General features: G+C 72.1%; 19 protein-coding genes. 11 read left to right on the top strand and 8 right to left on the bottom strand.

The window, feature by feature from the left end; genetic code table 11:
* The first annotated feature begins 7 nt into the window (after positions 1–7).
* From BWR60_RS23470 to BWR60_RS23455, 4 genes are all read left to right on the top strand, one after another.
* A complete protein-coding gene (locus tag BWR60_RS23470) occupies positions 8–2413 on the top strand; it encodes a TonB-dependent siderophore receptor (RefSeq protein WP_179221917.1) in 2406 nt (801 codons plus the stop codon).
* Complete coding sequence (locus BWR60_RS23465; protein ID WP_230983157.1) at positions 2410–3519, top strand: ABC transporter substrate-binding protein; 1110 nt, start codon at positions 2410–2412, stop codon at positions 3517–3519. The genes BWR60_RS23470 and BWR60_RS23465 overlap by 4 nt, the downstream gene beginning before the upstream one ends.
* A 254-nt stretch (positions 3520–3773) precedes the next feature.
* On the top strand, positions 3774–4355 hold the full coding sequence (locus tag BWR60_RS23460; RefSeq protein WP_088153474.1) for a histidine phosphatase family protein: 582 nt from the start codon (positions 3774–3776) through the stop codon (positions 4353–4355).
* Between the two features lie 4 nt (positions 4356–4359).
* A complete protein-coding gene (locus BWR60_RS23455; RefSeq protein WP_088153472.1) occupies positions 4360–5238 on the top strand; it encodes a phosphotransferase family protein in 879 nt (292 codons plus the stop codon).
* A 19-nt stretch (positions 5239–5257) separates the two neighbouring features.
* On the opposite strand, the gene BWR60_RS23450 is transcribed toward BWR60_RS23455, so the two are convergent.
* Together BWR60_RS23450 and BWR60_RS23445 are read right to left on the bottom strand one after the other, a co-directional pair.
* The gene (locus tag BWR60_RS23450) at positions 5258–5608 is read right to left on the bottom strand and encodes a hypothetical protein (protein ID WP_088153470.1); all 351 of its coding nucleotides are present in this window, start codon (positions 5606–5608) and stop codon (positions 5258–5260) included.
* A 109-nt stretch (positions 5609–5717) separates the two neighbouring features.
* Complete coding sequence (locus BWR60_RS23445; protein WP_144445724.1) at positions 5718–5999, bottom strand: hypothetical protein; 282 nt, start codon at positions 5997–5999, stop codon at positions 5718–5720.
* 275 nt (positions 6000–6274) lie between these two features.
* Between BWR60_RS23445 and BWR60_RS38730 the strand changes: the two genes are divergently transcribed.
* Positions 6275–7996, top strand: coding sequence for an ABC transporter ATP-binding protein (locus BWR60_RS38730; protein WP_275542398.1), 1722 nt, complete (start codon positions 6275–6277; stop codon positions 7994–7996).
* Positions 7993–9765, top strand: coding sequence for an ABC transporter ATP-binding protein (locus tag BWR60_RS23435; RefSeq protein ID WP_088153466.1), 1773 nt, complete (start codon positions 7993–7995; stop codon positions 9763–9765). Before BWR60_RS38730 ends, BWR60_RS23435 begins: the two co-directional genes overlap by 4 nt.
* 225 nt (positions 9766–9990) lie before the next feature.
* Here BWR60_RS23435 and BWR60_RS23430 read toward each other — a convergent pair whose 3' ends face one another.
* Positions 9991–11142, bottom strand: a complete 1152-nt coding sequence (locus BWR60_RS23430; protein WP_088153531.1) for a trans-sulfuration enzyme family protein — start codon at positions 11140–11142, stop codon at positions 9991–9993.
* A gap of 156 nt (positions 11143–11298) precedes the next feature.
* A complete protein-coding gene (gene purB / locus BWR60_RS23425) occupies positions 11299–12588 on the bottom strand; it encodes an adenylosuccinate lyase (protein ID WP_088153464.1) in 1290 nt (429 codons plus the stop codon).
* Between the two features lie 209 nt (positions 12589–12797).
* Between purB and BWR60_RS23420 the strand changes: the two genes are divergently transcribed.
* The gene (locus BWR60_RS23420; protein WP_088153462.1) at positions 12798–13424 is read left to right on the top strand and encodes an FMN-binding negative transcriptional regulator; all 627 of its coding nucleotides are present in this window, start codon (positions 12798–12800) and stop codon (positions 13422–13424) included.
* A 13-nt stretch (positions 13425–13437) separates the two neighbouring features.
* Here the strand turns inward: BWR60_RS23420 and BWR60_RS23415 are convergent, their stop codons facing one another.
* Positions 13438–14400, bottom strand: a complete 963-nt coding sequence (locus BWR60_RS23415) for a hypothetical protein (protein ID WP_144445723.1) — start codon at positions 14398–14400, stop codon at positions 13438–13440.
* A gap of 189 nt (positions 14401–14589) precedes the next feature.
* Between BWR60_RS23415 and BWR60_RS23410 the strand changes: the two genes are divergently transcribed.
* Positions 14590–15855, top strand: a complete 1266-nt coding sequence (locus BWR60_RS23410; RefSeq protein ID WP_088153458.1) for an NAD(P)/FAD-dependent oxidoreductase — start codon at positions 14590–14592, stop codon at positions 15853–15855.
* Positions 15856–16027: 172 nt separating this feature from the next.
* Here BWR60_RS23410 and BWR60_RS23405 read toward each other — a convergent pair whose 3' ends face one another.
* Positions 16028–17023, bottom strand: coding sequence for an aldo/keto reductase (locus BWR60_RS23405; protein WP_088153456.1), 996 nt, complete (start codon positions 17021–17023; stop codon positions 16028–16030).
* Positions 17024–17170: 147 nt separating this feature from the next.
* On the opposite strand from BWR60_RS23405, the gene BWR60_RS23400 reads away from it, so the two are divergent.
* Together BWR60_RS23400 and BWR60_RS23395 are read left to right on the top strand one after the other, a co-directional pair.
* Positions 17171–18124 carry an arginase family protein gene (locus tag BWR60_RS23400; RefSeq protein ID WP_230983156.1) on the top strand — a complete coding sequence of 318 codons (954 nt, stop codon included), beginning with the start codon at positions 17171–17173 and terminating at the stop codon, positions 18122–18124.
* Between the two features lie 33 nt (positions 18125–18157).
* On the top strand, positions 18158–19375 hold the full coding sequence (locus tag BWR60_RS23395) for an MFS transporter (protein WP_088153454.1): 1218 nt from the start codon (positions 18158–18160) through the stop codon (positions 19373–19375).
* On the opposite strand, the gene BWR60_RS23390 is transcribed toward BWR60_RS23395, so the two are convergent.
* Together BWR60_RS23390 and BWR60_RS23385 are read right to left on the bottom strand one after the other, a co-directional pair.
* Positions 19369–20880, bottom strand: a complete 1512-nt coding sequence (locus tag BWR60_RS23390; protein WP_088153452.1) for an aminoacyl--tRNA ligase-related protein — start codon at positions 20878–20880, stop codon at positions 19369–19371. The genes BWR60_RS23395 and BWR60_RS23390 overlap by 7 nt on opposite strands.
* 537 nt (positions 20881–21417) lie before the next feature.
* A complete protein-coding gene (locus BWR60_RS23385; protein WP_179221916.1) occupies positions 21418–22245 on the bottom strand; it encodes a universal stress protein in 828 nt (275 codons plus the stop codon).
* A gap of 178 nt (positions 22246–22423) precedes the next feature.
* Here BWR60_RS23385 and BWR60_RS23380 point away from each other — a divergent pair.
* Positions 22424–22718 (top strand): hypothetical protein (locus tag BWR60_RS23380; protein WP_218823639.1); only part of this gene is annotated, 295 nt, incomplete at its 3' end.

The following is a 22718-nucleotide window of genomic DNA, read 5'->3' as shown; positions in this document are numbered from 1 at the left end:
GGGCGGGATGTCGGCCCGGAATCGAGGCGCCGGGCTGGCCGTGATGCTGTTGGCCTGCACGGCGCTGGCGCCCGCCGCCGCCTTCGGCCAGGCGGACACCGTGGTGGCGCAGGCGGCGCCGGCGACGCGCTTCGACATCCCGGCCGGGCCGCTGGCCGCCGCCCTGGCCCAGTTCGGCGACGCCGCCGGGCTGCAGCTGCTGTATCCGGCGGAGCTGGCGCGCGGCGAAGCCTCGCCCGGCGTCACCGGCACCATGCCGCGCAACGAGGCGCTGCGCCGCCTGCTGTCCGGCACCGGCCTGACCTGGCGCTTCACCGGCGCCGACACGGTGACGCTGGAACGGGTGCCGGGCGGCGATGCGGCCGGCGGCGGGCTGACGCTGGACCCGATCGTCGTCACCGGCGCCGGCGGCACGGCCTGGGGGCCGGTCGACGGCTATGTCGCCGGCCGCAGCGCCACCGGCAGCAAGACCGACACACCGCTGATCGAGACGCCGGCCTCGGTCTCGGTGATCGGCCGGCCGCAGATGGAGGACCAGGCGGTCCGCACCGTGGACGAGGCGCTGCGCTATTCCCCCGGCGTGCGCGCCCAGCCCTTCGGCACCGACTCCCGCTTCGACTGGTTCTATATCCGCGGCTTCCGGGCCTATCAGGACGGGCTGTTCCGGGACGGGCTGTCGCTGTTCTCGACCGCCCTGGCCGGCTGGCGGGCGGAGCCCTATGGGCTGGAGCGGATCGAGCAGCTGCGCGGCCCGTCCTCCTTCCTCTATGGCGGCGGGTCGCCGGGCGGCCTGGTCAACCTGGTCAGCAAGCGGCCGCCGGAGGAGACGCTGCATTCGGCCGAGGCCGGCATCGACGAGCACGGCCGCGCCTTCGGCGCCTTCGACATCGGCGGCCCGCTGGACCAGGACGGCCAGTGGCTGTACCGGGTGACCGCGCTGGTCCATTCCGGCGGCACCGAGACCGAGAAGGCCGAGGATTTCCGCGGCTTCATCGCCCCCAGCCTGACCTGGAAGCCGAACGAGGACACGACGCTGACCATCCTGGCCAGCTATCAGCATGACGATTTGAACCAGGCGCAGGGCTTCCTGCCCTATGTCGGCACGGTGAAGCGGGCCGGCTTCGGCCGCATCCCGCGCGACCTGTTCACCAGCGAGCCGGGCTACGACAAGTTCGTCCGCAACCAGGCGATGATCGGCTACCAGCTGGAGCACCGCTTCGACGACACCTGGACGGTGCGGCAGAACTTCCGCTTCGCCCATCTCGACCTGTTCCATGACGGCATGTTCGGCGTCGGCTATGCCGATGCGGCGCAGACCCAGCTGGCCCGCCTGAACTACCAGACCCGGCCCGAGGTGAATTTCGTCACCGTCGACAACCAGGCCGAGGCGCGGTTCGACACCGGGCCGCTGCAGCACACCGCGCTGGTCGGGCTGGACTACAAGCGCTACCAGATCGATGACGACCAGGCGTCGGGCCCGGCCGCGCCGCTCGACATCGTCCATCCGCATTACGGCCAGATCCCCGGCAAGGCCTCGCGCTACATCCTCAACCGGCAGGTGATGAGCCAGCTCGGCGTCTATGTGCAGGACCAGATCAGCTGGGACGACCAGTGGTTCCTGACCGCGACCGGCCGCTACGACTGGGTCACCTCCTCGATCGACAACCATCTGAACGACACCAGCACCACCTCCAGCGACGGCGCCTTCACCGGCCGCATCGCGCTGCTCTACAAATCGGCGCTCGGCCTGGCCCCCTATGTCAGCTACTCGACCTTCTTCAACCCGGTGGTCGGCACCAATTTCTACGGCCGGCCGTTCGATCCGGAGACCGGCGACCAGATCGAGGTCGGGGTGAAGTACCAGCCGGAGGGGATGGAGAGCTTCTTCTCCGCCGCCCTGTTCGACCTGCGGCGCGAGAACACCACCACCACCGACCCGAACAACATCCTGAACCAGGTGCAGACCGGCGAGGTCCGGTCCCGCGGCGTGGAGCTGGAGGCCAATGCCAGCCTGGCCGAGGGCTTGAGCCTGGTCGCCTCCTACACCCGCTACGACCTGGAGGTGACCAAGAGCAACGACGTCGACAAGGGCAAGGTGCCGATCGGCGTGCCGCAGGAGCTCGGCTCGCTGTGGCTCGACTACAAGGTCCAGCATGGCAGCCTCGAGGGCGTCGGCCTCGGCGGCGGCGTGCGCTATGTCGGCGCCAGCTATGCCGATGCCGCCAACACGCTGAAGGTGCCGGCCTCCACCGTGTTCGACGCGGCGGTCAGCTACGGCCGCGACAACTGGCGGGTCGCGCTGAACGCCTCCAACCTGTTCGACCGCACCTATGTCGCCAGCTGCAGCAGCCCGACCGCCTGCTACTACGGCGACGGCCGCGTGGTGAAGCTGACCCTGGGCTACAACTGGTGAGGCGCCGGGCGCTGTGGGCGGCGCTGCTGCTGGCCCTGATGGCGGCGCTGCCGGCCCGGGCCGAATGGCCGCGCACGGTCACCGACATCCTCGGCCGGACGGTGACGATCGGGCATGAGCCGCGGCGGATCCTGCTGGCCGAGGGCTTCCAGCTGATCACCCTGGCGCTGCTCGACCCCGACCCGGTGTCGCGGCTGGCCGGCTGGGGCGGCGACCTGGAGAAGCAGGACCCGGCGACCTATGCCCTGTTCAGGGCGCGCTTCCCGGCGGTGGCGGAGCTGCCGGTGGTCGGTCTGGGCAGCGGCGAGACCTTCTCGATGGAGAAGGCGCTGGCGGTGGCACCGGACCTGGCGATCTTCAGCGCCTGGCAGGCGGCGGCGACCAGCCCCGAGGCCGTCGCCGCGCCCTTCGAGCAGGCCGGCATCCCGGTGATCTTCGTCGATTTCTACCAGTCGCCGCTGACCCACACCGCGCCCAGCCTGCGGCTGCTCGGCCGGGCGCTGGGGCGGGAGGAGGCGGCGGAATCCTTCATCGCCTTCAGCGAGGAGCGGCTGCGCCGGATCCGCGACCGCATGGCCGGCGCCCCGCCCGGGCCGCGGGTGATGCTGCACGCCTATCCCGGCCTGTGGGCCTGCTGCTGGTCGGCCGGCAGCGGCAGCCTGGGCGAGGTCATCACGCTCGTCGGTGGCCGCAACATCGGCGCCGACCGGTTCCCGACGCCGAATGGCGGCCAGCTCGACCCGGAATACGTGCTGGCGGCGGACCCGGAGGTCTACATCGCCACCGGCCTGCCGCAGCTCGACCAGGCCGGCAGCATCAGCATCGGCAGCGGGGTGGATGCGGCGGTCGCTCGGGCGAAGCTGGCGGCGCTGGCCTCCGGGCCCGGCCTGGCCGGGCTGGCGGCAATGCGCCAGGGGCGGGTGCATGCGCTGTGGAACTTCTTCAATGGCGGCCCGCTGGCCATCGTCGGCATCGAGGCGATGGCGCGCTGGATCCGGCCGGAGCTGTTCGGCGACCTCGACCCCGCGGCGACGCTGGCGGAGATCAACCGCCGCTTCCTGGCCGTGCCGTTCACCGGCACGTACTGGGTCTCGCTCGATCCTTGAGAGGTCGCTTGTAAATGCTACTGCTGCGGCCGTCTGACGGCGGTTTCTGCGCTTCCGGTGCTCACGGACTTTAACGTCCGCTGCGCGCCGGTTCTCGAAACCACCGCCAGCCGACTCGCATCAGCGCATTTCCAAACGACCTCTGACCGCTTCCGCAGGAGCGGGAGCGCTTGGCGGCCGGCGGGCATGCGGCTAGCCTTGCGCTCCCGAGCGCGGCCCGGCCCGGAACACCGCGCATTACCGAAGGACAGGCGATGAGCAGCCCCTATCCCGAACTGACCCTCGTCCGCCACGGGGAGACGGAGTGGAGCGCCACCGGCAAGCATACCGGCCGGTCCGACATCCCGCTGACAGAGGCGGGGGCAGAGGCGGCTCGCCGGGTGGCCGATCGGCTGCAGGGGCTGTCGGTCGCCACCGTCTGGACCAGCCCGTCGCAGCGCGCCCGCACCACCTGCGAGCTGGCCGGCTTCGGCGCGCGCGCCGTGGTCAGGGACGACCTGGCCGAATGGGATTACGGCGCCTATGAGGGGCTGACCACCAGGCAGATCCTGGCCGACCGCCCCGGCTGGCAGCTGTTCCGCGACGGCTGCCCGCAAGGCGAGGCCGCGGCCGATGTCGGGGCGCGGGCGGACCGCATCATCCGCGAATTCCGCGAGGCCGGCGGCCCCGTGGTGGCCTTCTCCAGCTCGCATTTCCTGCGGGTGCTGGCGGCACGATGGCTGGGCTTGCCGCCGGAGGGCGGGGCGAACTTCGTCCTCGACACCGCCAGCATCAGCGTCCTGGGCTATGAGCACGACTTGACCGAACCGGTGATCCGCCGCTGGAACCTGAAATAGCCTGATGGCCGCAGCCGACCTCGACGCCTGCCGCGCCGCCATCCTGCGCGCCTTCCCGGACCTGGCCGCGTCGGAGTTCCGGATCCTGGCGGAGAGCTGGGATTCGACGGCGGTCGAGGCGGATGGCGGGCTGGTCTTCAAGTTCCCGCGGCACGAGCCGGCGGCGCAGCGGCTGCGCAAGGAGGCCGCGCTGCTGGGCCTGGTCCGGCCCGCGGCGGCGCTGCCGGTCCCCGATCTCGAACTGGTGGAGGGGCCGCCGCTGTTCTCGCGGCACGCCAAGATCCCGGGCGAGCACCTGCTGGCGGAGCATTATGCCGGGCTGCCGGGGGCGGCGCGCCGGCGGCTGGCCGAGGACCTGGCCCGCTTCCATGCCGGGCTGCATCGGCTCGACCCCGGCCGGATGGCGGCCGCCGGCGCCGGGCCGGTCGAGGAATGGGGGGGGGCGGACCGGATCGGCGGCAAGGCGCTGCCGGCATTGCCGCCGGCGCTGCGCCCGGCGGCGGAACGGCTGCTGGACGCCTATGGCCGGCTGCCGCCCGAGCCGCACCCGCCGGTCTACGGCTTCTTCGACGGCCATGGCTGGAACATGGCCTTCGACCATGGCCGGCAGCGGCTGAACGGCATCTACGACTTCGCCGATTCCGGCATCGGGCCGCTGCACCAGGAGTTCGTCTATTCCGGCTTCGTCTCGCCCGACCTGAGCGCCCGGCTGGCGACGGCCTATGAGGCGCTGACCGGACTGGCGCTCGACCGCCGGCGGATCGCCATTCTCACCGGCACGCACCGGCTGTGGGAGCTGGCCGAACTCGCCGACGATCCGGAGCATCTGCCGATGATGGTGCGCAGCGTCGTGGACTGGGTCGCGGCGGCGGAGCCCGTCTAGGCGTCCCGGCCCGGAAGGGTCAGATGGCGGCCCGGCTGGACTGCCTGGCCAGGTCGGGCCGCGCCGCCGCGGCCGCCAGCGGCCCGTACTGGCCGATCAGCAGCGCCGCCTGGGTCCGCAGCCCGTCGCTCAACTGCACCGCGCCCTGGTCCATCTCCTCGGTGGCCCGGAACAGCAGCCGCTCGATGGTGTCGAGATGCTTCGTCCGCAGCGGGCCTGCGGCATGCGCCTCGCCGCGCCTGGGGTCGAGCAGCCTGTCGTAGAGCGCGTCGAGATGCTCGACCAGCGCGGTCGCGACGGTGATCGACGCCTCGTCGCCGGCCGTCGAGGTGAAGCGGATCGGTGGAACGATGCGCGTCGGCCGATCCATAATGCGACCTCCCGGAAATCGATGGTGCACGATCCCTTGGATCGGGCCATTTGGCAACCCGGAAGCTCGCTGGAACGGGATAATTTATCTTACGGATTTTTCAGGGATTTTAGCCGCCGTCGACATATCGCGCCTGGAAGGCGGAGAGGTCGCTGCGGAAGCTGTCGAGACTGTAGTCCCCGGCTTCCGGTGGAGGGGCCAGATCCCGCAGGATCGCGTGCAGAATGCATTCCTGGCTGCGCGCCAGGCTGCCGTACCGCGCCGCCGCCAGGGCCTGGCTGATCCACGCCGCCTCCTCCGGGCTGGGCGGGAATCCGTCCTCCCAGTTCTGGCCCTGGATGCGAAGCCAGAAGTGCAGCGTCTGCGCGAGGCTCCGGCCGTCGGTCGTCATTCGGTCTGCCATCAGCATGATGGCCAAACAAGACACGGGCGGGCGATTTGTTCCGGTTCCCCGCAACATCCTGTTCATGCGGCAGCGAAGGGTCGCGGTGCGGGGGATGGCCGGAGCCATTTCCTAGGGCCGGGCTGATGGTGATGCCTCACCGCTTCTAAATGCAATCAACTCTCATTTGCATTTCTCGATTGACTCAATGACCGCCGGTCAGTCATCAATGATCGGCCGACTTCGCGGAAGCGGCTTCATCGGGTTGCGGAGGCATGGCCGTCATGATGATCAACCGGACGATGCTGGCCCTGGCAGGGCCGGTCGGGGGCGAGGTGGCGCTGGGCGCCGGGCTGGGGCTGGCCGTCACTGCGGCCAATCTCGGCCAGGGCGTGCTGCTGGCGCTGGTCGCCGGCGGGCTGCTGCAGGGGCAGGGGCCGGTGCTGCCCTGGATCGGCCTCTTGGCCGGCCTCGTGCTGCTGCGGGCGGGGCTGGTCTGGCTGGCGGAGCTTGCGGCCCAGCGCGCCGCGCAGCGGACCAAGCTGGCGCTGCGCCGCCGCCTGTTCGAGCGGCTGCTGCAACTCGGCCCCGGCTTCGCCACCGAGCGGCGGACCGGAGAGATCCAGGCCACGCTGGTCGGCGGGGTCGAGGCGGTCGAGGCCTATGTCGCGCGCTACCTGCCCGCGGTGATCGTCGCGGTGCTCGGCCCGCTCGCGGTGCTGGCCTGCCTGGCCGTTCTGGACCTGACCTCGGCGGCGATCCTCGCGGTGTTCGTGGTGCTGGCGCCGCTGGCCAACTCGCTGTGGCTGGCCTGGCGCATGCCGCGGTCGACCGGGATCTTCGCGGCCATGGCCGTGTTCGGCGCCTTCCTGCTCGACAGCATCCAGGGGCTGGTGACGCTGAAGGCGTTCAACGCCGTCGGCCGGCGGCGGCAGGAACTGTCGGCCCATGCCGCGACGCTGCGCCGGGAAGCGATGCGCGAGCTCAGCGTCACGCTGATGCGCGACGGGGTGACGACCTTGTGCTCGCTCGGCGGCGTCGCCGTGGTGCTGGCCTGGGGCGCCTGGCGGGTCTCGGCCGGCGAACTGGCGCCGATGGCGCTGCTGACCGCGCTGTTCCTGGCGCGCGAGGCGTTCCGGCCGATCGAGCGCATGGACCAGGCGCTGCACGCCGCCTGGGCGGGCATCGGCGCCGGCAAGGAGATCGCGGCGCTGCTGGCGGCCCGGCCGGCGGTGGTCGACGCGCCGCGCCTGCCGACCCCGGCGCCGCTGGCCGCCAGCATCGCCTTCGACCGCGTCGGCTTCGCCTATGACGGGGCGGAGGGGCCGACGCTGGACGAGGTGTCGCTGCGGGTGGAGGAGGGCGAGGTCGTGGCCCTGGTCGGACCGTCCGGCGCCGGCAAGTCGACCATCGTCGCCCTGCTGCTGCGCTTCTTCGATCCCGCCCGCGGTGGCATCCGGGTCGGCGGCATCGACATCCGCGACCTGCCGCTGGCCGTGCTTCGCGAGAAGATCGCGGTGGTGTCGCAGGACACCCACCTGTTCCCCGGCACGGTCGCCGACAACCTGCGCATCGCCCGGCCGGAGGCGGGGCTGGACGAGCTGGTGGAGGCCGCCCGCGCCGCCAACGCCCATGACTTCATCCTGGCTTTGCCCGAGGGCTACGATACCGAGGTGGGGGAGCGTGGCGCGTTCTTGTCCGGCGGCCAGCGCCAGCGCATCGCCATTGCCCGGGCGCTCTTGAAGAACGCGCCGATCCTGGTGCTGGACGAGGCGACGTCCAGCGTCGACGCCGCCAGCGAGCAGGCGATCCAGGACGCGCTGGAGCGGCTGTTCCGCAACCGCACCACCCTCGTCATCGCCCACCGCCTGTCCACCATCCGCAAGGCCGACCGCATCCTGGTGCTCGACGGCGGCCGGGTGGTCGAGGAGGGGCGGCACGAGGCGCTGCTGGCGGATGGCCGCCGCTATGCCCGTCTCGCCCAGGCCCAGGGAGCCGTCGCATGACCGCCGTGGAGCTGACCGCCGGGGCCTCGCCCCGCTATCGCCTGCGCGACCTGCTGCCGGTCGCCGCCCGCCGGCCCGCCGGGCTGGCCCTGACCGCGCTGTGCGGCACGCTGGCCCAGCTCGGCATGCTGGCGACGCTGGCCACCGGCGCCTGGCTGGTCGGCGGCGCCATCACCGGCACGGCCGGGCCGATGCTGGGGCCAGCCGCCTGGGCTCTCGCCGCCGGGGTGCTGGTCACGGCGCTGGCCCGCTGGGGCCAGTCGTATTTCGGCCACGACCTGGCCTTCGCCTTGATCGAGCAGCTGCAACTCGGCCTGTTCGACGGGCTGGAGCGGGCGGCGCCCGGCTATGTCCTCGGCCGCCGCACCGGCGACCTGGCCGGCACCGCCACCGGCGACGCCGAGATGCTGGAGAGCTTCTTCGCCCATCTGCTCGGCGACTACGTCGGCGCCGCGCTGGTGCCGCTGGCGGCGCTGGCCGGGCTGGCGCTGATCCACCCGCTGCTGGCGCTGGTGCTGGCGCCGTTCCTGCCGCTGGTGGCGTCGATCCCGTTCTGGCTGGCGCGCCGCGCCGGGCAGCAGGGCGAGGCGCTGCGGGCCGAGCTGGGCGGGCTGAACGCCGAGGTGGTCGAGGGCATCCAGGGCCTGCGCGAGCTGGCGATCTTCGGCCATGGCCGCCGCACTCTCGACCGGCTGATGCGGCGGACGGCGGATCTCCACGGCCACCAGCTGCGCTACGGCGTCCGGGCGGGGCTGGAGGCGGCGGCGATCGACATCCTGCTGGCCCTGGCCGTGCTGGCGGTGCTGGCCACCGGCGCCAGCCTGGTGGCGCAGGGCGTGCTGCCGATGGCGCTGTTCCCGCCGGCCCTGGTGCTGGCGGGAACAGCGCTGGCGCCGATCACCCAGGTGACCGAGACCGGCCGCCAGCTCGGCGCGCTGCAGGCGGCGACGCGGCGGGTGCTGACCATCCTGCGCCAGGCGCCGCAGGTCGAGGATCGCGGCCAGGAGCGGCCGGGTGAGGGGCTGGCGCCGGAGGTGCGGTTCGAGGGCGTCGGCTTCGGCTATGACGACGAGCGCGGACCGGTGCTGCGCGGCTTCGACGCCGCCATCGCGGCCGGCGAGACGGTGGCGCTGGTCGGCCGCTCCGGCGCCGGCAAGAGCACCTGCGCCAGCCTGCTGATGCGGTTCTGGGACCCGGCGGCCGGGCGCATCACGCTGGGCGGCCACGACCTGCGCGAGCTGCCGCTGGCGGAGCTGCGCCGGCGCGTCGCCATCGTGCCGCAGGACGTGCATCTGTTCGACCTGCCGGTCCTCGACAACATCCGCCTCGGCCGGCCGGAGGCGACGGAGGAAGAGGTGCGGCAGGCGGCCCGGCTGGCCCAGGCCGACGGCTTCATCCGCGCTTTGCCGCAGGGCTACGGCACATGCTGCGGCGAGCGCGGGGCGCGGCTGTCCGGCGGCCAGCGCCAGCGCATCGCCATCGCCCGCGCCTTCCTGCAGAACGCGCCGGTGCTGGTGATGGACGAGGCGGTGTCGAACCTGGACACGGAGAGCGAGCAGGCGCTGCAGGCGGCGGTGCGTGACCTGCGCCGCGGCCGCACCACGCTGGTCATCGCCCACCGCCTGTCGACCATCCGCAGCGCCGACCGGATCCTGATGCTGGAGGGCGGCCGCATCGCCGAGACCGGCCGGCACGAGGAGCTGCTGCGCGGCGGCGGCCCCTATGCCCGCCTGGTCGCCGCCGCGGTGGATGGGGTGCTGGAGGTGTGAGGGGAGGACGAAGCGCCCTGGCCGGAGAAGATCGTGGCCTCTCTCACCCGCGTGGGAGCGCAACGCCTACCCCTCTCCGTCATTGCGAGGAGGCGAAGCCGACGAAGCAATCCAGGGGCCGGTGCGCACCGGCCCCTGGATTGCTTCGCTGCGCTCGCAATGACGGTGCTGGAGTCTGAGAAGTCTCGCAAGCGGGAGAGGCAACGCAAAAGGGTGCGCCCTGATTTAAGCGACGGCGGCCCTCAACGCCTGCTCCAGGTCGGCGATCAACTCGGCGGGGTCCTCGATGCCGGCGGACAGGCGCAGCAGGTCGTCGGGGACCGGGCTGGTGGGGCCCTCGACGCTGGCGCGGTGCTCGATCAGGCTCTCGACCCCGCCCAGCGAGGTGGCGCGCTTCCACAGCTCGACCGTCGCCGCCGTGGCGATGGCCGCCGCAGCGCCGGCCTTGACCCGCAGCGAGAGCATGCCGCCGAAGCCGCCCTGCATCTGCCGGGCGGCGACCGCATGGCCCGGCGCGTCCTGCAGGCCGGGATACAGCACGGCCGACACCAGCTCATGGCCGCGGAAATGCTCGGCGATCGCCAGCGCCGTGGCCGAGGCCTGGCGCACCCGCGGCACCAGCGTGCGCATGCCGCGCAGCAGCAGCCACGCCTCGAACGGGCCGAGGATGGCGCCGTGCTGGGCGCGGATGCGCTTGATCCGCTGCCAGGTCTCGTCGTCGCGGGCGGTGACCAGCGCCCCGGCGACCACGTCGGAATGGCCGTTCAGGTATTTGGTGGCGGAGTGCATCACCAGGTCGGCGCCGAGATCCAGCGGCCGGGTGTGCACCGGCGTCGCCACGGTGGAATCGACCGCCACCCGGGCGCCGGCGGCGTGCGCCGTCTCGGCCACGGCGGCGATGTCGGTCACGGTCCACAGCGGGTTGGCCGGCGTCTCCAGCCACACCAGCTTGGTCTCGCCGGGCCTGAGCGCGGCGCGGAGGGCGTCGATGTCGTGGGTGTCGACCAGCTCGATCTTCAGGCCCCAGCGGGTGGCCTCGGTCACCAGCCAGTTGCGCAGCGACCAGTACATCACCTTCGGCGCCAGCACATGGTCGCCCGGCGCCAGCGCCAGGAACACCGCGGTCGCCGCCGCCATGCCGGAGGCGAAGACGGCGGCGCCCGCCGCCCCCTCCAACGCCGCCAGCACCGCCTCGGCCTGGTCGAAGCTCGGATTGTTGTCCCGGGCGTAGATGCGGCCGGACCGGTACTGGTTGTCCGGGTCGCGGATATAGGTGGAGGAGGGGTGGATCGCCGGGGTGACCGCCCTGGTCACCGGGTCGACCCACCCCAGCGCCTGCGCCGCGATGCTGGCGGCGGAAAGCTTGCTCTTGTCCATCATCCGGCCTCCGGCAGTTATTCGCGGGAAATCATATTCTTATCGTCATGGCGAGGAGCGCAGCGACGTGGCCATCCAGGGCTGCTCGCACCGGCCCCTGGATGGCCACGCCCCTGCGGGGCTCGCCATGACGGTGAGTGATTTGAACCGCCAGTACTATTCCGCAAACACGCGGGCGAAGATGTCGTCGACGTGCTTGGTGTAGAAGTCGTAGCTGAAGGCGTGGGCCAGGGCCTCGCGCGGGATCGTGACCTCCGGATCCTCGTCCAGGCGGTCGAGGAAGCTGCCGCCCTCGTGCCACACCTTCATCGCGTTGCGCTGGACCAGGGTGTAGGCGGCCTCGCGGCTGATTCCGGCCTGGGTCAGGGCCAGCAGCACGCGCTGCGAGAACACCAGCCCGCCGAGCGATTCCAGATTGGCCTTCATCCGCTCCGGATAGATCAGCAGCTTGTCGACCACGCCGGTCAGGCGCGACAGGGCGAAGTCCAGGGTGACGGTGGCGTCCGGCGCCTGCATCCGCTCGACCGAGGAATGGCTGATGTCGCGCTCATGCCACAGCGCCACGTTCTCCATCGCCGGCACCACCGCGGCGCGCACCAGCCGGGCCAGGCCGGTCAGGTTCTCGGTCAGCACCGGGTTGCGCTTGTGCGGCATCGCCGACGAGCCCTTCTGGCCCTGGTGGAAGAACTCCTCCGCCTCGCGCACCTCGGTGCGCTGCAGGTGCCGGATCTCGATGGCGAGGTTCTCGATCGAGGAGGCGACGACGCCGAACACGGCGAAGGCCATGGCGTGGCGGTCGCGCGGGATCACCTGGGTCGACACCGGCTCGACCTGCAGCCCCAGCTTGCCGGCGACGTAGCGCTCGACGAAGGGATCGACCGAGGCGAAGGTGCCGACCGGGCCGGAGATGGCGCAGGTGGCGATCTCGCGCCGCGCCTGCACCAGCCGGTCGCGGTTGCGGCGGAAGGCGGCCCAGTGGCCGGCCAGCTTCAGGCCGAAGGTGGTCGGCTCGGCATGGATGCCGTGGCTGCGGCCGACGGTCAGGGTGGTCTTGTGCTCCTCCGCCCGGCGCTTCAGGGCGGCCAGCAGGCCGTCGACATCGGCGATCAGCAGGTCGATCGCCTGGGACAGCTGGATCGACAGCGTGGTGTCCAGCACGTCGGACGAGGTCATGCCCTGGTGCACGAAGCGCGCCTCGGGCCCGACATACTCGGCCAGGTTGGTCAGGAAGGCGATGACGTCGTGCCGGGTCTCGCGCTCGATCTCGTCGATCCGCTCGACATTGAAGTTGCCGCGCTCACGCACCGCCTTGACCGCCGTCTCCGGCACGATGCCCAGCTGGGCCATCGCCTCCAGCGCCGCGACCTCGATGTCCAGCCAGATCCGGTACTTGTTCTCCGGCTCCCAGATCCGGGTCATCTCGGGGCGGCTGTAGCGGGGGATCATCGGCGTGGTCCAGATGCGGGGCAGGGAAGGAGGCTGGGGCCGGATATAGCAGGATGCGGCGGCAGGGCGGAAGCGCAGGGCCTTGCCGAAACTGCATGCCGCCGGTGCGCCGTGCCGGATTGGACTGGCCGCTTCAGGCCGATTGGTCCTGGCGGCCAGACCGATTCATCGCCATCTGTGCAGCACCACCCTGCTGCCCAGGCACTGCCATGTATGTCCCGCCCGCCTTCCGGGAAGACCGGATCGAGATCCTGCACGATGCCATCCGCCAGGCCGGCCTGGCCACGCTGGTCAGCCTCGGCGCCGACGGGCTGGTCGCCAGCCATGTGCCGATGCTGCTGGATGCGGAAGCCGGGCCGAACGGCACGCTGTACGGCCACCTCGCCAAGGCCAACCCGCATGCCGCCGGCGGCGTGGCCGGGACGGAGGCGCTGGCGATCTTCCAGGGGCCAGACGCCTACATCACCCCGTCCTGGTACGAGACCAAGCGCCAGACCGGCAAGGTGGTGCCGACCTGGAACTACGTCGCCATCCACGCCAGCGGGCCGCTGGAGATGTTCGACGATGCCGACCGGCTGCTGGACCTGGTGACCCGCCTGACGGTGCGGCACGAGGGCGGCCGGGCCGCGCCCTGGGCCGTGAGCGACGCGCCGCCGGACTTCGTGCGCGCCCATCTCAAGGGCATCGTCGGCTTCGCCCTGCCGATCGCCCGGCTGGAGGGCAAGTGGAAGATGAGCCAGAACCGTCCCGCCGCCGACCGCGCCGGCGTAGCCGAGGGGCTGGGCGCCGAGGGCCGGGACGACGTCGCGGCGCTGGTGCCGGTCGAGCCGGGCTGACGGTCTGCGCCGGCTAGGATTTGAACTTCAGCAGCCGGTCCTCGCTGGCAAGCTTGTCGATGATGGCCGTCAGGCTCGCGGCGCGCTCCTCCACCGTATTGCCGGATGGCGGGTGGGCACGGCCCTGGGGCGTCGCCGCCCACTGCGCCTCGGCCCGGGCGAGAGCCATCATGCGCAGGAAGGGCGACTCCGCCTTGGCGTAGTCCGCAAGGGGCCCGCGCTGGATGCCGAGCGCGGCCTCCCGCTCCGCCGCCCCGGCATAGAGCTCGTCCCGCTGCGCGTCCGTCAGCGGGGGCAGCCCGGCCTTCTCGCGGGCGATGTCGACACCGCTGACATAGGCTTGGGTGTGATCCGCGTCGACATGCCGTTCCGGCGGCCAGCCATCGATCGCGCGCACAAAGCGCTCTCCGTCATCGGCATCGAGCCCCATTCCGTGGAACAGGTCGCGCGCACGCTTGATGCGTTCGTCGAGCGGCCGCGCATTGTCGAAGATCTCGGGGTTCCGGCCGAAGATGGCATGCAGCAGCTCATGCTCGAGGACCGGATTGCCATTCGTGTTCAGCGCCGATTCCGGAATATAGACCTCGCCATTGCTGGTCACGCCTCCGGTGCCGGGATAACGGCTCCGGTAATCCTGATCGCTGAGCACATGGATCGGCACGCCCAGCCGCTCCGCCTCGGCGATGATCTTCGCCGCGGTCGGGGACTGCTTCGACTCGTCGGCCTTGTAGCGCTCCAGCTTTTCCCGTCTCGCCACGGCCTCCCTCACCAGCCGCTCGATCCAGTCGATCCAGCCCGTCCCCTTTTCGCCGACCTCGCCCTTGCCGGGGTCGTCAGCCATGCCCGTCCCTGCCGCTTCCCCGGAGATGGGCCGCGATTGCGAGATGGCGTCGTTGAAGGCTTGCCGTTGTGCCCATGAGGCCGGCGTCGGTCGCCCGCCTTGGATAGATGCGCCGGTGTCGATCCGAAAGGACATGCTGCATCTCCTATCCAGCTTGCGCAGATAAGCCGGACAATTCTACCTGCGATACCCAGGATAGGAAACCCATTCGGTCCGGCCTGGCGCCCGGCCCTGGCAGAGCGCCGCCGAGGACGTGACGCCGCCGCCCTTGCATGCTGCACCGCGATAGCGGACGGTGGTGCAGGATTGAGGGCGAGGACCATCATGACCGAAGCGCGTCACCGCGTGGTCGTCATCGGCGCCGGCTTCGGCGGGCTGCAGGCGGTGCTCCGCCTCAAGGGCGCGCCGGTCGACATCACCCTGATCGACCGGCGCAACCACCATTTGTTCCAGCCGCTGCTGTACCAGGTCGCCACCGCGTCGCTGGCGCCGTCGGAGATCGCCTGGCCGGTGCGCAACCTGGTGGCCGGGCGGCCGGAGGTGCGGACCATCCTCGGCGAGGTCACGGGCATCGACAAGGCCGCCCGGCAGGTGCAGCTGCACGGCGAGGCGCCGGTGCCCTACGACACGCTGCTGGTCGCGACCGGCGCGCGGCACGCCTATTTCGGCCATGACGACTGGGAGCCCTTCGCCCCCGGCCTGAAGGACATCGACGACGCCACCGCGATCCGCCGCCGCATCCTGCTGGCGTTCGAGCGGGCGGAGGTCGAGACCGACCCCGCGGTGCGCCGCGCGCTGCTGACCTTCGTTATCGTCGGCGCCGGCCCGACCGGGGTGGAGGTCGCCGGCACCATCGCCGAGTTGGCGCACCACACCATGGCCCGCGACTTCCGCGCGCTCGACCCGAAGGAGGCGCGGATCCTGCTGGTCGAGGCCGGGCCGCGCGTGCTCTCGGCCTTCCCGGAGGACCTGTCGGCCTATGCGAAGTCGGCGCTGGAGCGGCTGGGGGCGGAGATCCTGACCGGCCACGCCGTGACCGAATGCGACGCCGACGGCGTGAAGCTGGGGGCGGAGCGGGTCCCGGCGAAGACGGTGATCTGGGCCGCCGGCGTCCAGGCCTCGCCCGCCGCTGTGTGGCTGGGGGCGGAGGCCGACCGCGCCGGCCGGGTGATGATCGCGCCCGACCTGACCCTGCCGGGCCATCCCGAGATCTTCGTGGTCGGCGACACCGCCCGGCTGGACGCCTGGAACGGCCAGCCGCTGCCCGGCATCGCCCCGGCCGCCAAGCAGCAGGGCCAGCATGTCGCCGACACCATCCGGGCGCGGCTGGAGGGCAAGGCGGAGCCCCGCCCGTTCCGCTACAAGCATGCCGGCAGCCTGGCCACCATCGGCAAGCGGGCGGCGGTGATCGATTTCGGCTGGATCAAGCTGCGCGGCTGGCTGGCGTGGTGGATCTGGGGCTTCGCCCACATCTACTTCCTGATCGGCCTGCGCAACCGCCTGACCGTGGCGCTGAGCTGGCTGTGGATCTACACCACCGGCCAGCGCAGCGCCCGGCTCATCACCGGGCGGGAGCAGGAGGAGGAGTAGGCGGTCCGCGCCGCCTCTCCCGCTTGCGAGATCTCTTCAACACCGTCATTGCGAGCGCAGCGAAGCAATCCAGGGGCTGGTTCGCACTGGCCCCTGGATTGCTTCGTCGGCTTCGCCTCCTCGCAATGACGGCAAGGGGCAGGGACATCCCGCGAGGGAGGCGACGCGATGCTCAGCCCTTTGGCGTCGGCGCCTCCGGGGCGATCAGCTGGCGGTCGCGCAGGGCCTGCCAGAAGCCGGCGGGGATCGGCGCCGCCGCCAGGGCCAGATTCTCGGCGCTGCGGCCGGGGCGGCTGGCGCCGGGGATGATCGCGGCCACCGCCGGATGCGCCAGCGGGAACTGCAGCGCCGCGGCGCGCAGGTCGATGCCGAACTCCGCCGCCACCGCCTTCAGCCCGTCGACCCGGGCCCGGATCTCCGGCGTCGCCGCCTGGTACTCGTAATGCGCGCCGCCGGCCAGGATGCCGGAATTGTACGGCCCGCCGACGACGATGCCGGCGCCCCGCCGCCCGGCCTTCGGCATCAGCCCGGCCAGGGCGGTGCGATGGTCCAGCAGGGTGTAGCGGCCGGCCAGCAGGAAGCCGTCGGGGTCGGCGCGGTCGAGCGCGATCTCGCAGGGCTCGACCTTGTTGACGCCCAGGCCCCAGCCGCCGATCACGCCCTCCTCGCGCAGCCGGGTCAGGGCCCGGCCGGCGCCGTCCAGCGCCTGGTCCAGCACCTCGCGCCAGCGGTCGCCGTGGAAATCCTCGGCCACGTCATGGATCCAGACCAGGTCGATGCGGTCCGTGCCCATGCGCTTCAGGCTGTCCTCGATCGAGCGCAGCGCCCCGTCGGCGGAATAGTCGTAGACCACCTTGTTCGGCAGCCCGGCCGCGAACAGCCCGCTTTTCTCGCCCTGGTCGCGCGCGCCGGTCTCGATCTCGTCCAGGATCAGCCGGCCGACCTTGGTGCTGAGAACGTAGTCGCCGCGCGGCTTGTCCTTGAGCGCCCGGCCCATGCGGATCTCGGACAGGCCGGCGCCGTAGAAGGGCGCGGTGTCGAAATAGCGGATGCCGGCATCCCAGGCGTCGCGGACGGCGGCGATCGCCTCGTCCTCCGGGATGGCGCGGAACATGTTGCCCAGCGGCGCGCCGCCGAAGCCCTGCGCGTGGTCGAGGGGCAGGCGCATGATGAGGTCCTTCCAGAAATCGTGCCGTGTCGTGGTGACGGGCCGGATATGGCGCCGGCACGCCGCCGCGGTACCCGGCGCGCCGGCCCATCACCTTGGAAGAGACTTCACAGCCGGCCATACTGCGGCTGGACGGGGGAGGGAACCATGGGACATCCGACCGACGGCATCGCCGGCATGGCGCTGATCCGGGCGCCGTCCAATCTCGGCCTCCGCCCGCTGCGGCCGGGGCATGAGCCGGGGACCTGGCGGGGGCCGCAGGCGCTGACCGAGGCAGGGCTGGAGAGCGCGCTCCGGCCCGACCGCACGGTCGACCTGGCGCGGCCGCGCTACAGCACCGGGAAGCAACCGGGGACGGTGCTGCGCAACGGCCCGGCGATCCGGCGCTTCAACGAAGGGGTCGCGGATGCGGTCGATGCGGCTTTGCGCGACCGGCTGTTTCCCGTCGTGGTCGGCGGCGACTGCGCGATCCTGATCGGCGCGCTGGCCGGGGCTCGGCGGCATGCGGAGCTGGCGCTGGTTCATCTCGACGGCCACAGCGATTTCCGCCACCCCGGCAACTACGAGGATTTCCCGCTGCATTCGGCGGCCGGCATGGACCTGGCGCTGGCGATCGGGCTGGGCGACCCGCTGATGCTGCGCTGGGATGGCATCCCGGACCCGCTGGTGCCGGCCGAGCGGGCGATCCAGATCGGCGAGCGCGAGGGCCGCGACCCCGACTGGGGCTGGGAGGACATCGCCGACACTGCGATCACCCGGATCGACATGTTCGAGCTGCTGGAGCGCGGGGTGCCGGACGCGCTGCGCCGCGGCTTCGCCGTGCTGGACCGGACGCCGGAGATCCCGTTCTGGGTTCATCTCGACGTCGACATCCTCGACCAGGCGGTGATGCCGGCGGTGGATTCGCCCGGCAGCCCGGGGCTGGATTTCGATGGGCTGGCGGCGTTGCTGCGCGGCTTCGTGGCCTCGCCGCGCTGCCTCGGCCTGACCGTCACCATCTACGACCCCGACCTGGATCCGGACGGCGGATACGCACGGGGGTTGGTGGAGACGCTGACCGAGGGGCTGGCGCCGTTGACAGCCGCCTGCCGCCGGCCGTAGAGCCATCGCCGATTGTCGCGACCGGAGCAGCTGATGGCCGCCGAAACTCCTGCCGGTTCGGGCGTCCGCGTTGCCATTCCGCGCGGCGTGTGGATGCTGGGCTTCGTCAGCCTGTTCATGGACATCTCGTCGGAGATGATCCACGCGCTGCTGCCGGTCTTCCTCCTCACCACCGTCGGCGCCAGCGCCGTCGTGATCGGGCTGATCGAAGGGGTGGCCGAGGCCACCGCCTCGATCGTCAAGGTGTTCTCGGGCGTGCTCAGCGACTGGTTCGGCCGGCGCAAGCTGCTGGCCGTGATCGGCTACGGCCTCGGCGCGCTGTCCAAACCGCTGTTCCCGCTGGCCGGCAGCGCCGGGCTGGTGCTGACGGCGCGCTTCGTCGACCGGGTCGGCAAGGGCATCCGCGGCGCGCCGCGCGACGCGCTGGTGGCCGACCTGACGCCGCCGGCGATCCGCGGCGCCGCCTTCGGGCTGCGCCAGTCGCTCGACACCGTCGGCGCCTTCGCCGGGCCGCTCCTGGCGATCGGGCTGATGCTGGCCAGCGGCGGCGACATCCAGCTGGTGTTCTGGCTGGCGGCGATCCCGGCCGCGATCTCGGTCGCCATCCTCATCGGCGGCGTGCGTGAGCCGGACACGGCGCGGCCGGCCAAGACGGCGCGGTCGCCGATCCGGCGCGACGAGCTGCGCCGGCTGGGCGGTGCCTATTGGCGCGTGGTGGCGGTTGCGGCGGTGCTGACCCTGGCGCGGTTCAGCGAGGCCTTCCTGGTGCTGCGGGCGCAGGAGGCCGGGCTGGCGCTGGCCCTGGTGCCGCTGGTGCTGGTGGTGATGAACATCGCCTATGCCCTGTCCGCCTATCCGGTCGGGGTGCTGTCCGACCGCCACGACCCGAAGCGGCTGCTGGTCCTCGGCTTCGCCGTGCTGGTCGCGGCCGACCTGGTGCTGGCGCTCGACGGCGGGGTATGGGCGGTGATCGCCGGCACCGCGCTGTGGGGGCTGCATATGGGCATGACCCAGGGGCTGCTGGCGGCGCTGGTGGCCGAGACCGTGCCGGCCGACCGGCGCGGCACCGGCTTCGGCCTGTTCAACCTGGCCAGCGGGCTGGCGCTGCTGCTGGCCAGCGCGCTGGCGGGCGGGCTGTGGAGCTGGGTCGGCCCCGGCGCCACCTTCCTGGCCGGCGCCGGCCTGACCGTGATCGGCCTGGCCGGCGCCGTGTGGCTGCTGCCCCGCCGGGCGGCCGCCGCGGGTCAGTAGGCCCGCGCCAGGATCGCGCGGTCGGTCGTCGCCACGCCCGTGACGGCGCAAGGGGCGGGGCCTTCGGCCGGGACCAGGCAGCGGATGGTCACGCCGGTCTCGGCCAAAGCGGCCTCCTCCGCTTCCGACCCGCTCCAGGGCAGGCGGACGAAGCCGGCGCCGCTGCGGTAGCCCTCGGCGCCGCCGTCGCCGAGCAGGGCGCGGGCCTCGTCCAGCGTCGCCGCGTCGCGCAGCCGGGTGTCGCGCCAGCCCCGGGCCTCGGCGGCCAGGGCGGCCTGGATCTCGGACAGCCGGCCGGGCAGGGCGGCGACGAACTCGTCCAGCCCGGCCTCCGCCTTGCCGTCCCGCAGCCGGTCGCGGCGCCAGGCGATGACCTTGCCGCCGGCCAGGTCGCGGGCGCCGAGCTCGACGATCACGGGCACGCCCTTGCGCACCCAGTCCCAGCGCTTGGCCGAGCCGCTGCCGGGGCGCCGGTCGATCGTCACCCGCACCGCCTCGCCGCGCCAGGACTCGCGTCGCAGCCGCCCGGCGATCTCGTCGCAGCGGGCCAGCACCGCGGCATCCTCGGGCGTGCCGCGCAGCACGGGCAGGATCGCCACCTGGTCGGGCGCCACCGCGGGCGGCAGGCGCAGCCCGTCATCGTCGCCATGGGTCATGATCAGCGCGCCGATCAGCCGGGTCGAGGCGCCCCAGGAGGTGGTGTGGGGCAGCCGGATCGCGCCGTCCGCGTCGGTGAAGCGGATGCCGGCGGCGCGGGCGAAGTTCTGCCCCAGGAAGTGCGAGGTGCCGGATTGCAGGGCACGGCCATCCTGCATCATCGCCTCGATGCACAACGTGGTGACGGCGCCGGGGAATTTTTCCCGTCTTGTCTTGCGGCCGGCGATGACCGGCAGGGCCAAGGCGTCCTCCGCCACCTCGCGGTAGATGCCCAGCATCCGCCCGGTCTCTTCCACCGCCTCGGCCTCGGTGGCGTGGGCGGTGTGCCCCTCCTGCCAGAGGAACTCCGAGGTCCGCAGGAAGATGCGGGGCCGCTTCTCCCAGCGCACCACATTGGCCCATTGGTTGATCAGCACGGGCAGGTCGCGATGCGACTGGATCCAGCGCGAGAACGCCTCGCCGACGATCGTCTCCGAGGTGGGGCGGACGACCAGGGGCTCCTCCAGGGGCGCGTCGACCTGCAGACGGCCGCCGACATTGGCCAGGCGGTGATGCGTGACCATCGCCACCTCGGCGGCGAAGCCCTCGACATGCTCGGCCTCCGCCTGCAGGTATTGCAGGGGGATGAACAGGGGGAAGTAGCAGTTGCGGTGCCCGGTCTCCTTGAACCGACGGTCGAGGATGGCCTGGATGCGTTCCCAGATGCCGTAGCCCCAGGGCTTGATCGTCATGCAGCCGCGCACGGGGGCGGGCTCGGCCAGATCGGCGGCGCGCACAACGGCCTGGTACCAGCCGGCATAATCGTCCGCGCGCGTGGGGGTGACGGAGGTGGCTTTCGTCTGAGTCATCGGAGTGTTCCTGGCGGGAGAGACAGCAGGGACGGACGGTCCGGACGCAACGACGCACGGGACCGCGGCGCGGACCGGGCCCGGGAGCGTTGCGTGAGCTTCAGAAGCCTGGCTGGACGGTCCGGACGCGGTCAGCGCGCCGGGAACGGTCGCCCGATGGTCGGAACGAGGGCAGGCACGACCCATCCGCCGCCGCAGGCGGGGGAGAGGGGGGCGCGCTGGGTGCCGGCGATGGTCACCGGAAATCCTCGTTCGAAGGTGCCGTCGGGGATGACGGCGGGATGAGACTAGCGGATCGGCCCCGACACGGGAAGCGCGCCACGACATCGGTCAGGGGCTGATATCGAGCGTCTTCACGTGTTGCCTCTCCCGCCTGGCGGGAGAGGTCGGGCTCGCGCAGCGAGACCGGGTGAGGGCGGGTCCCGGCCTCGACGAAATCCCCTCACCCGGAGGCGCAAGCGCCTCCGACCTCTCCCGCAAGCGGGAGAGGCAACACGTTATGGCCTTTTGCAATCCGCTCCGGCCTCAACGGCCCGCTCAATGCTCCATCAGCACCGGGCGGTCGGCGTGGAACAGCATGTGCTCGGTCACGCCGCCCAGGATCATCTCGCGGAACCGGCTGTGGCTGTAGCCGCCCATGACGATCAGCCCGGCATTGGCCTGCTGCGCCGCCGCCAGGATGGCGGCGTCGACGCCCTGCTTCGGATCCGCGTCGGCGATGCGGTTGGCCGGCGCGCCGTGGCGGCTGAGATACCGCACCAGCTCGGCCGCGGTGCAGCGGTCCTCGCCCTCGTCGCGGGTGTAGACGCTGACCGCCGTCGCCGCCTCCAGGAAGGGCAGGGCGGCGGCGACGCTGCGTGACGCCTCCTTGCCGCCGTCCCAGGCCACCAGGATGCGGTCGGCGAAATCCTCCGCCACCGGGCCGGGGACGATCAGCACGCCGCGGCCGGTCTCGAACAGCGCCGCCTCCAGCACCGCCCGGCTGGCATTCGGGTCCTGGCCCGGGCCCGGCGTCACGATCAGGTCGGCCACCGCGCCGCGGCGGGCGACGGCCGCGGTCTCGCTGCCGGTGTCCTCGCGGAACTCCACCTCCGGCCCGGCGCCGGTCTCGGCCTTCGCGGCCTCGTACACGGCGCGGTTGCGGGCGGCGACCTCGTTCGAGGCCTTCTCGGCGCCCTCCAGCAGCATGCTGGTGGCGACCGCCATCTCGGCCCCGGTATAGGCCAGGACCCGCTGCGGGTCGGGGCGCAGCGACAGCACCTCGACCGAGGCGTCGAAGCGTTGGGCGACGCGCAGCGCGGCGTCGAGCGCGGCGGCGTCGCCGGCATGGCCGGTGAGGGGGACGAGCAGGTGCTGGATGGTCATGGAACCTCCGGGGTTCTCAAGTTTCTGAGTCATTGTTCACCTTGAGAAACCTGTGATCCACCGTTTCGGTGCCATGGCTGCCGTGCGGCTGCGTCGGGCTGCGTCGCTTTGCCCATCGCGGCCCCTTGACCGCGACGCGTCCTGACAGGACGGTGGTCGGATGCGGCGGGGACACTGGATGCAGGCGGGCTGGAGGCGCACGGCGGTGGCCGTGCTGCTGGGCTATGCCCTGATCATCCAGGCGCTGTGGTCCCAGGCCGGTCTGGTGCGCGCCGCCGAGGCGTCGGCCCTCGACCCGCTGTCGGCACTCTGCGCCGTCGCCTCCGGCCGCACCGACCCGAAGGCGCCGGCGGCGCCCGATCAGCCGCATGGCGACCTCTGCTGCACCCTGGCCTGCGCCGCCGCCGCGGCCGGGATGGCCGGGCCGGCGGTGCTGCCGGCCGGCACGGCCGTGCCGGCCGGCAGCACCGCCG

Origin of the sequence: Inquilinus limosus (assembly GCF_002195995.1) — a bacterium.
Classification (GTDB): domain Bacteria; phylum Pseudomonadota; class Alphaproteobacteria; order DSM-16000; family Inquilinaceae; genus Inquilinus; species Inquilinus limosus_C.
The sequence above is the reverse complement of the archived record's forward strand: the minus strand, read 5'-3'. Positions and strand labels throughout refer to the sequence as shown.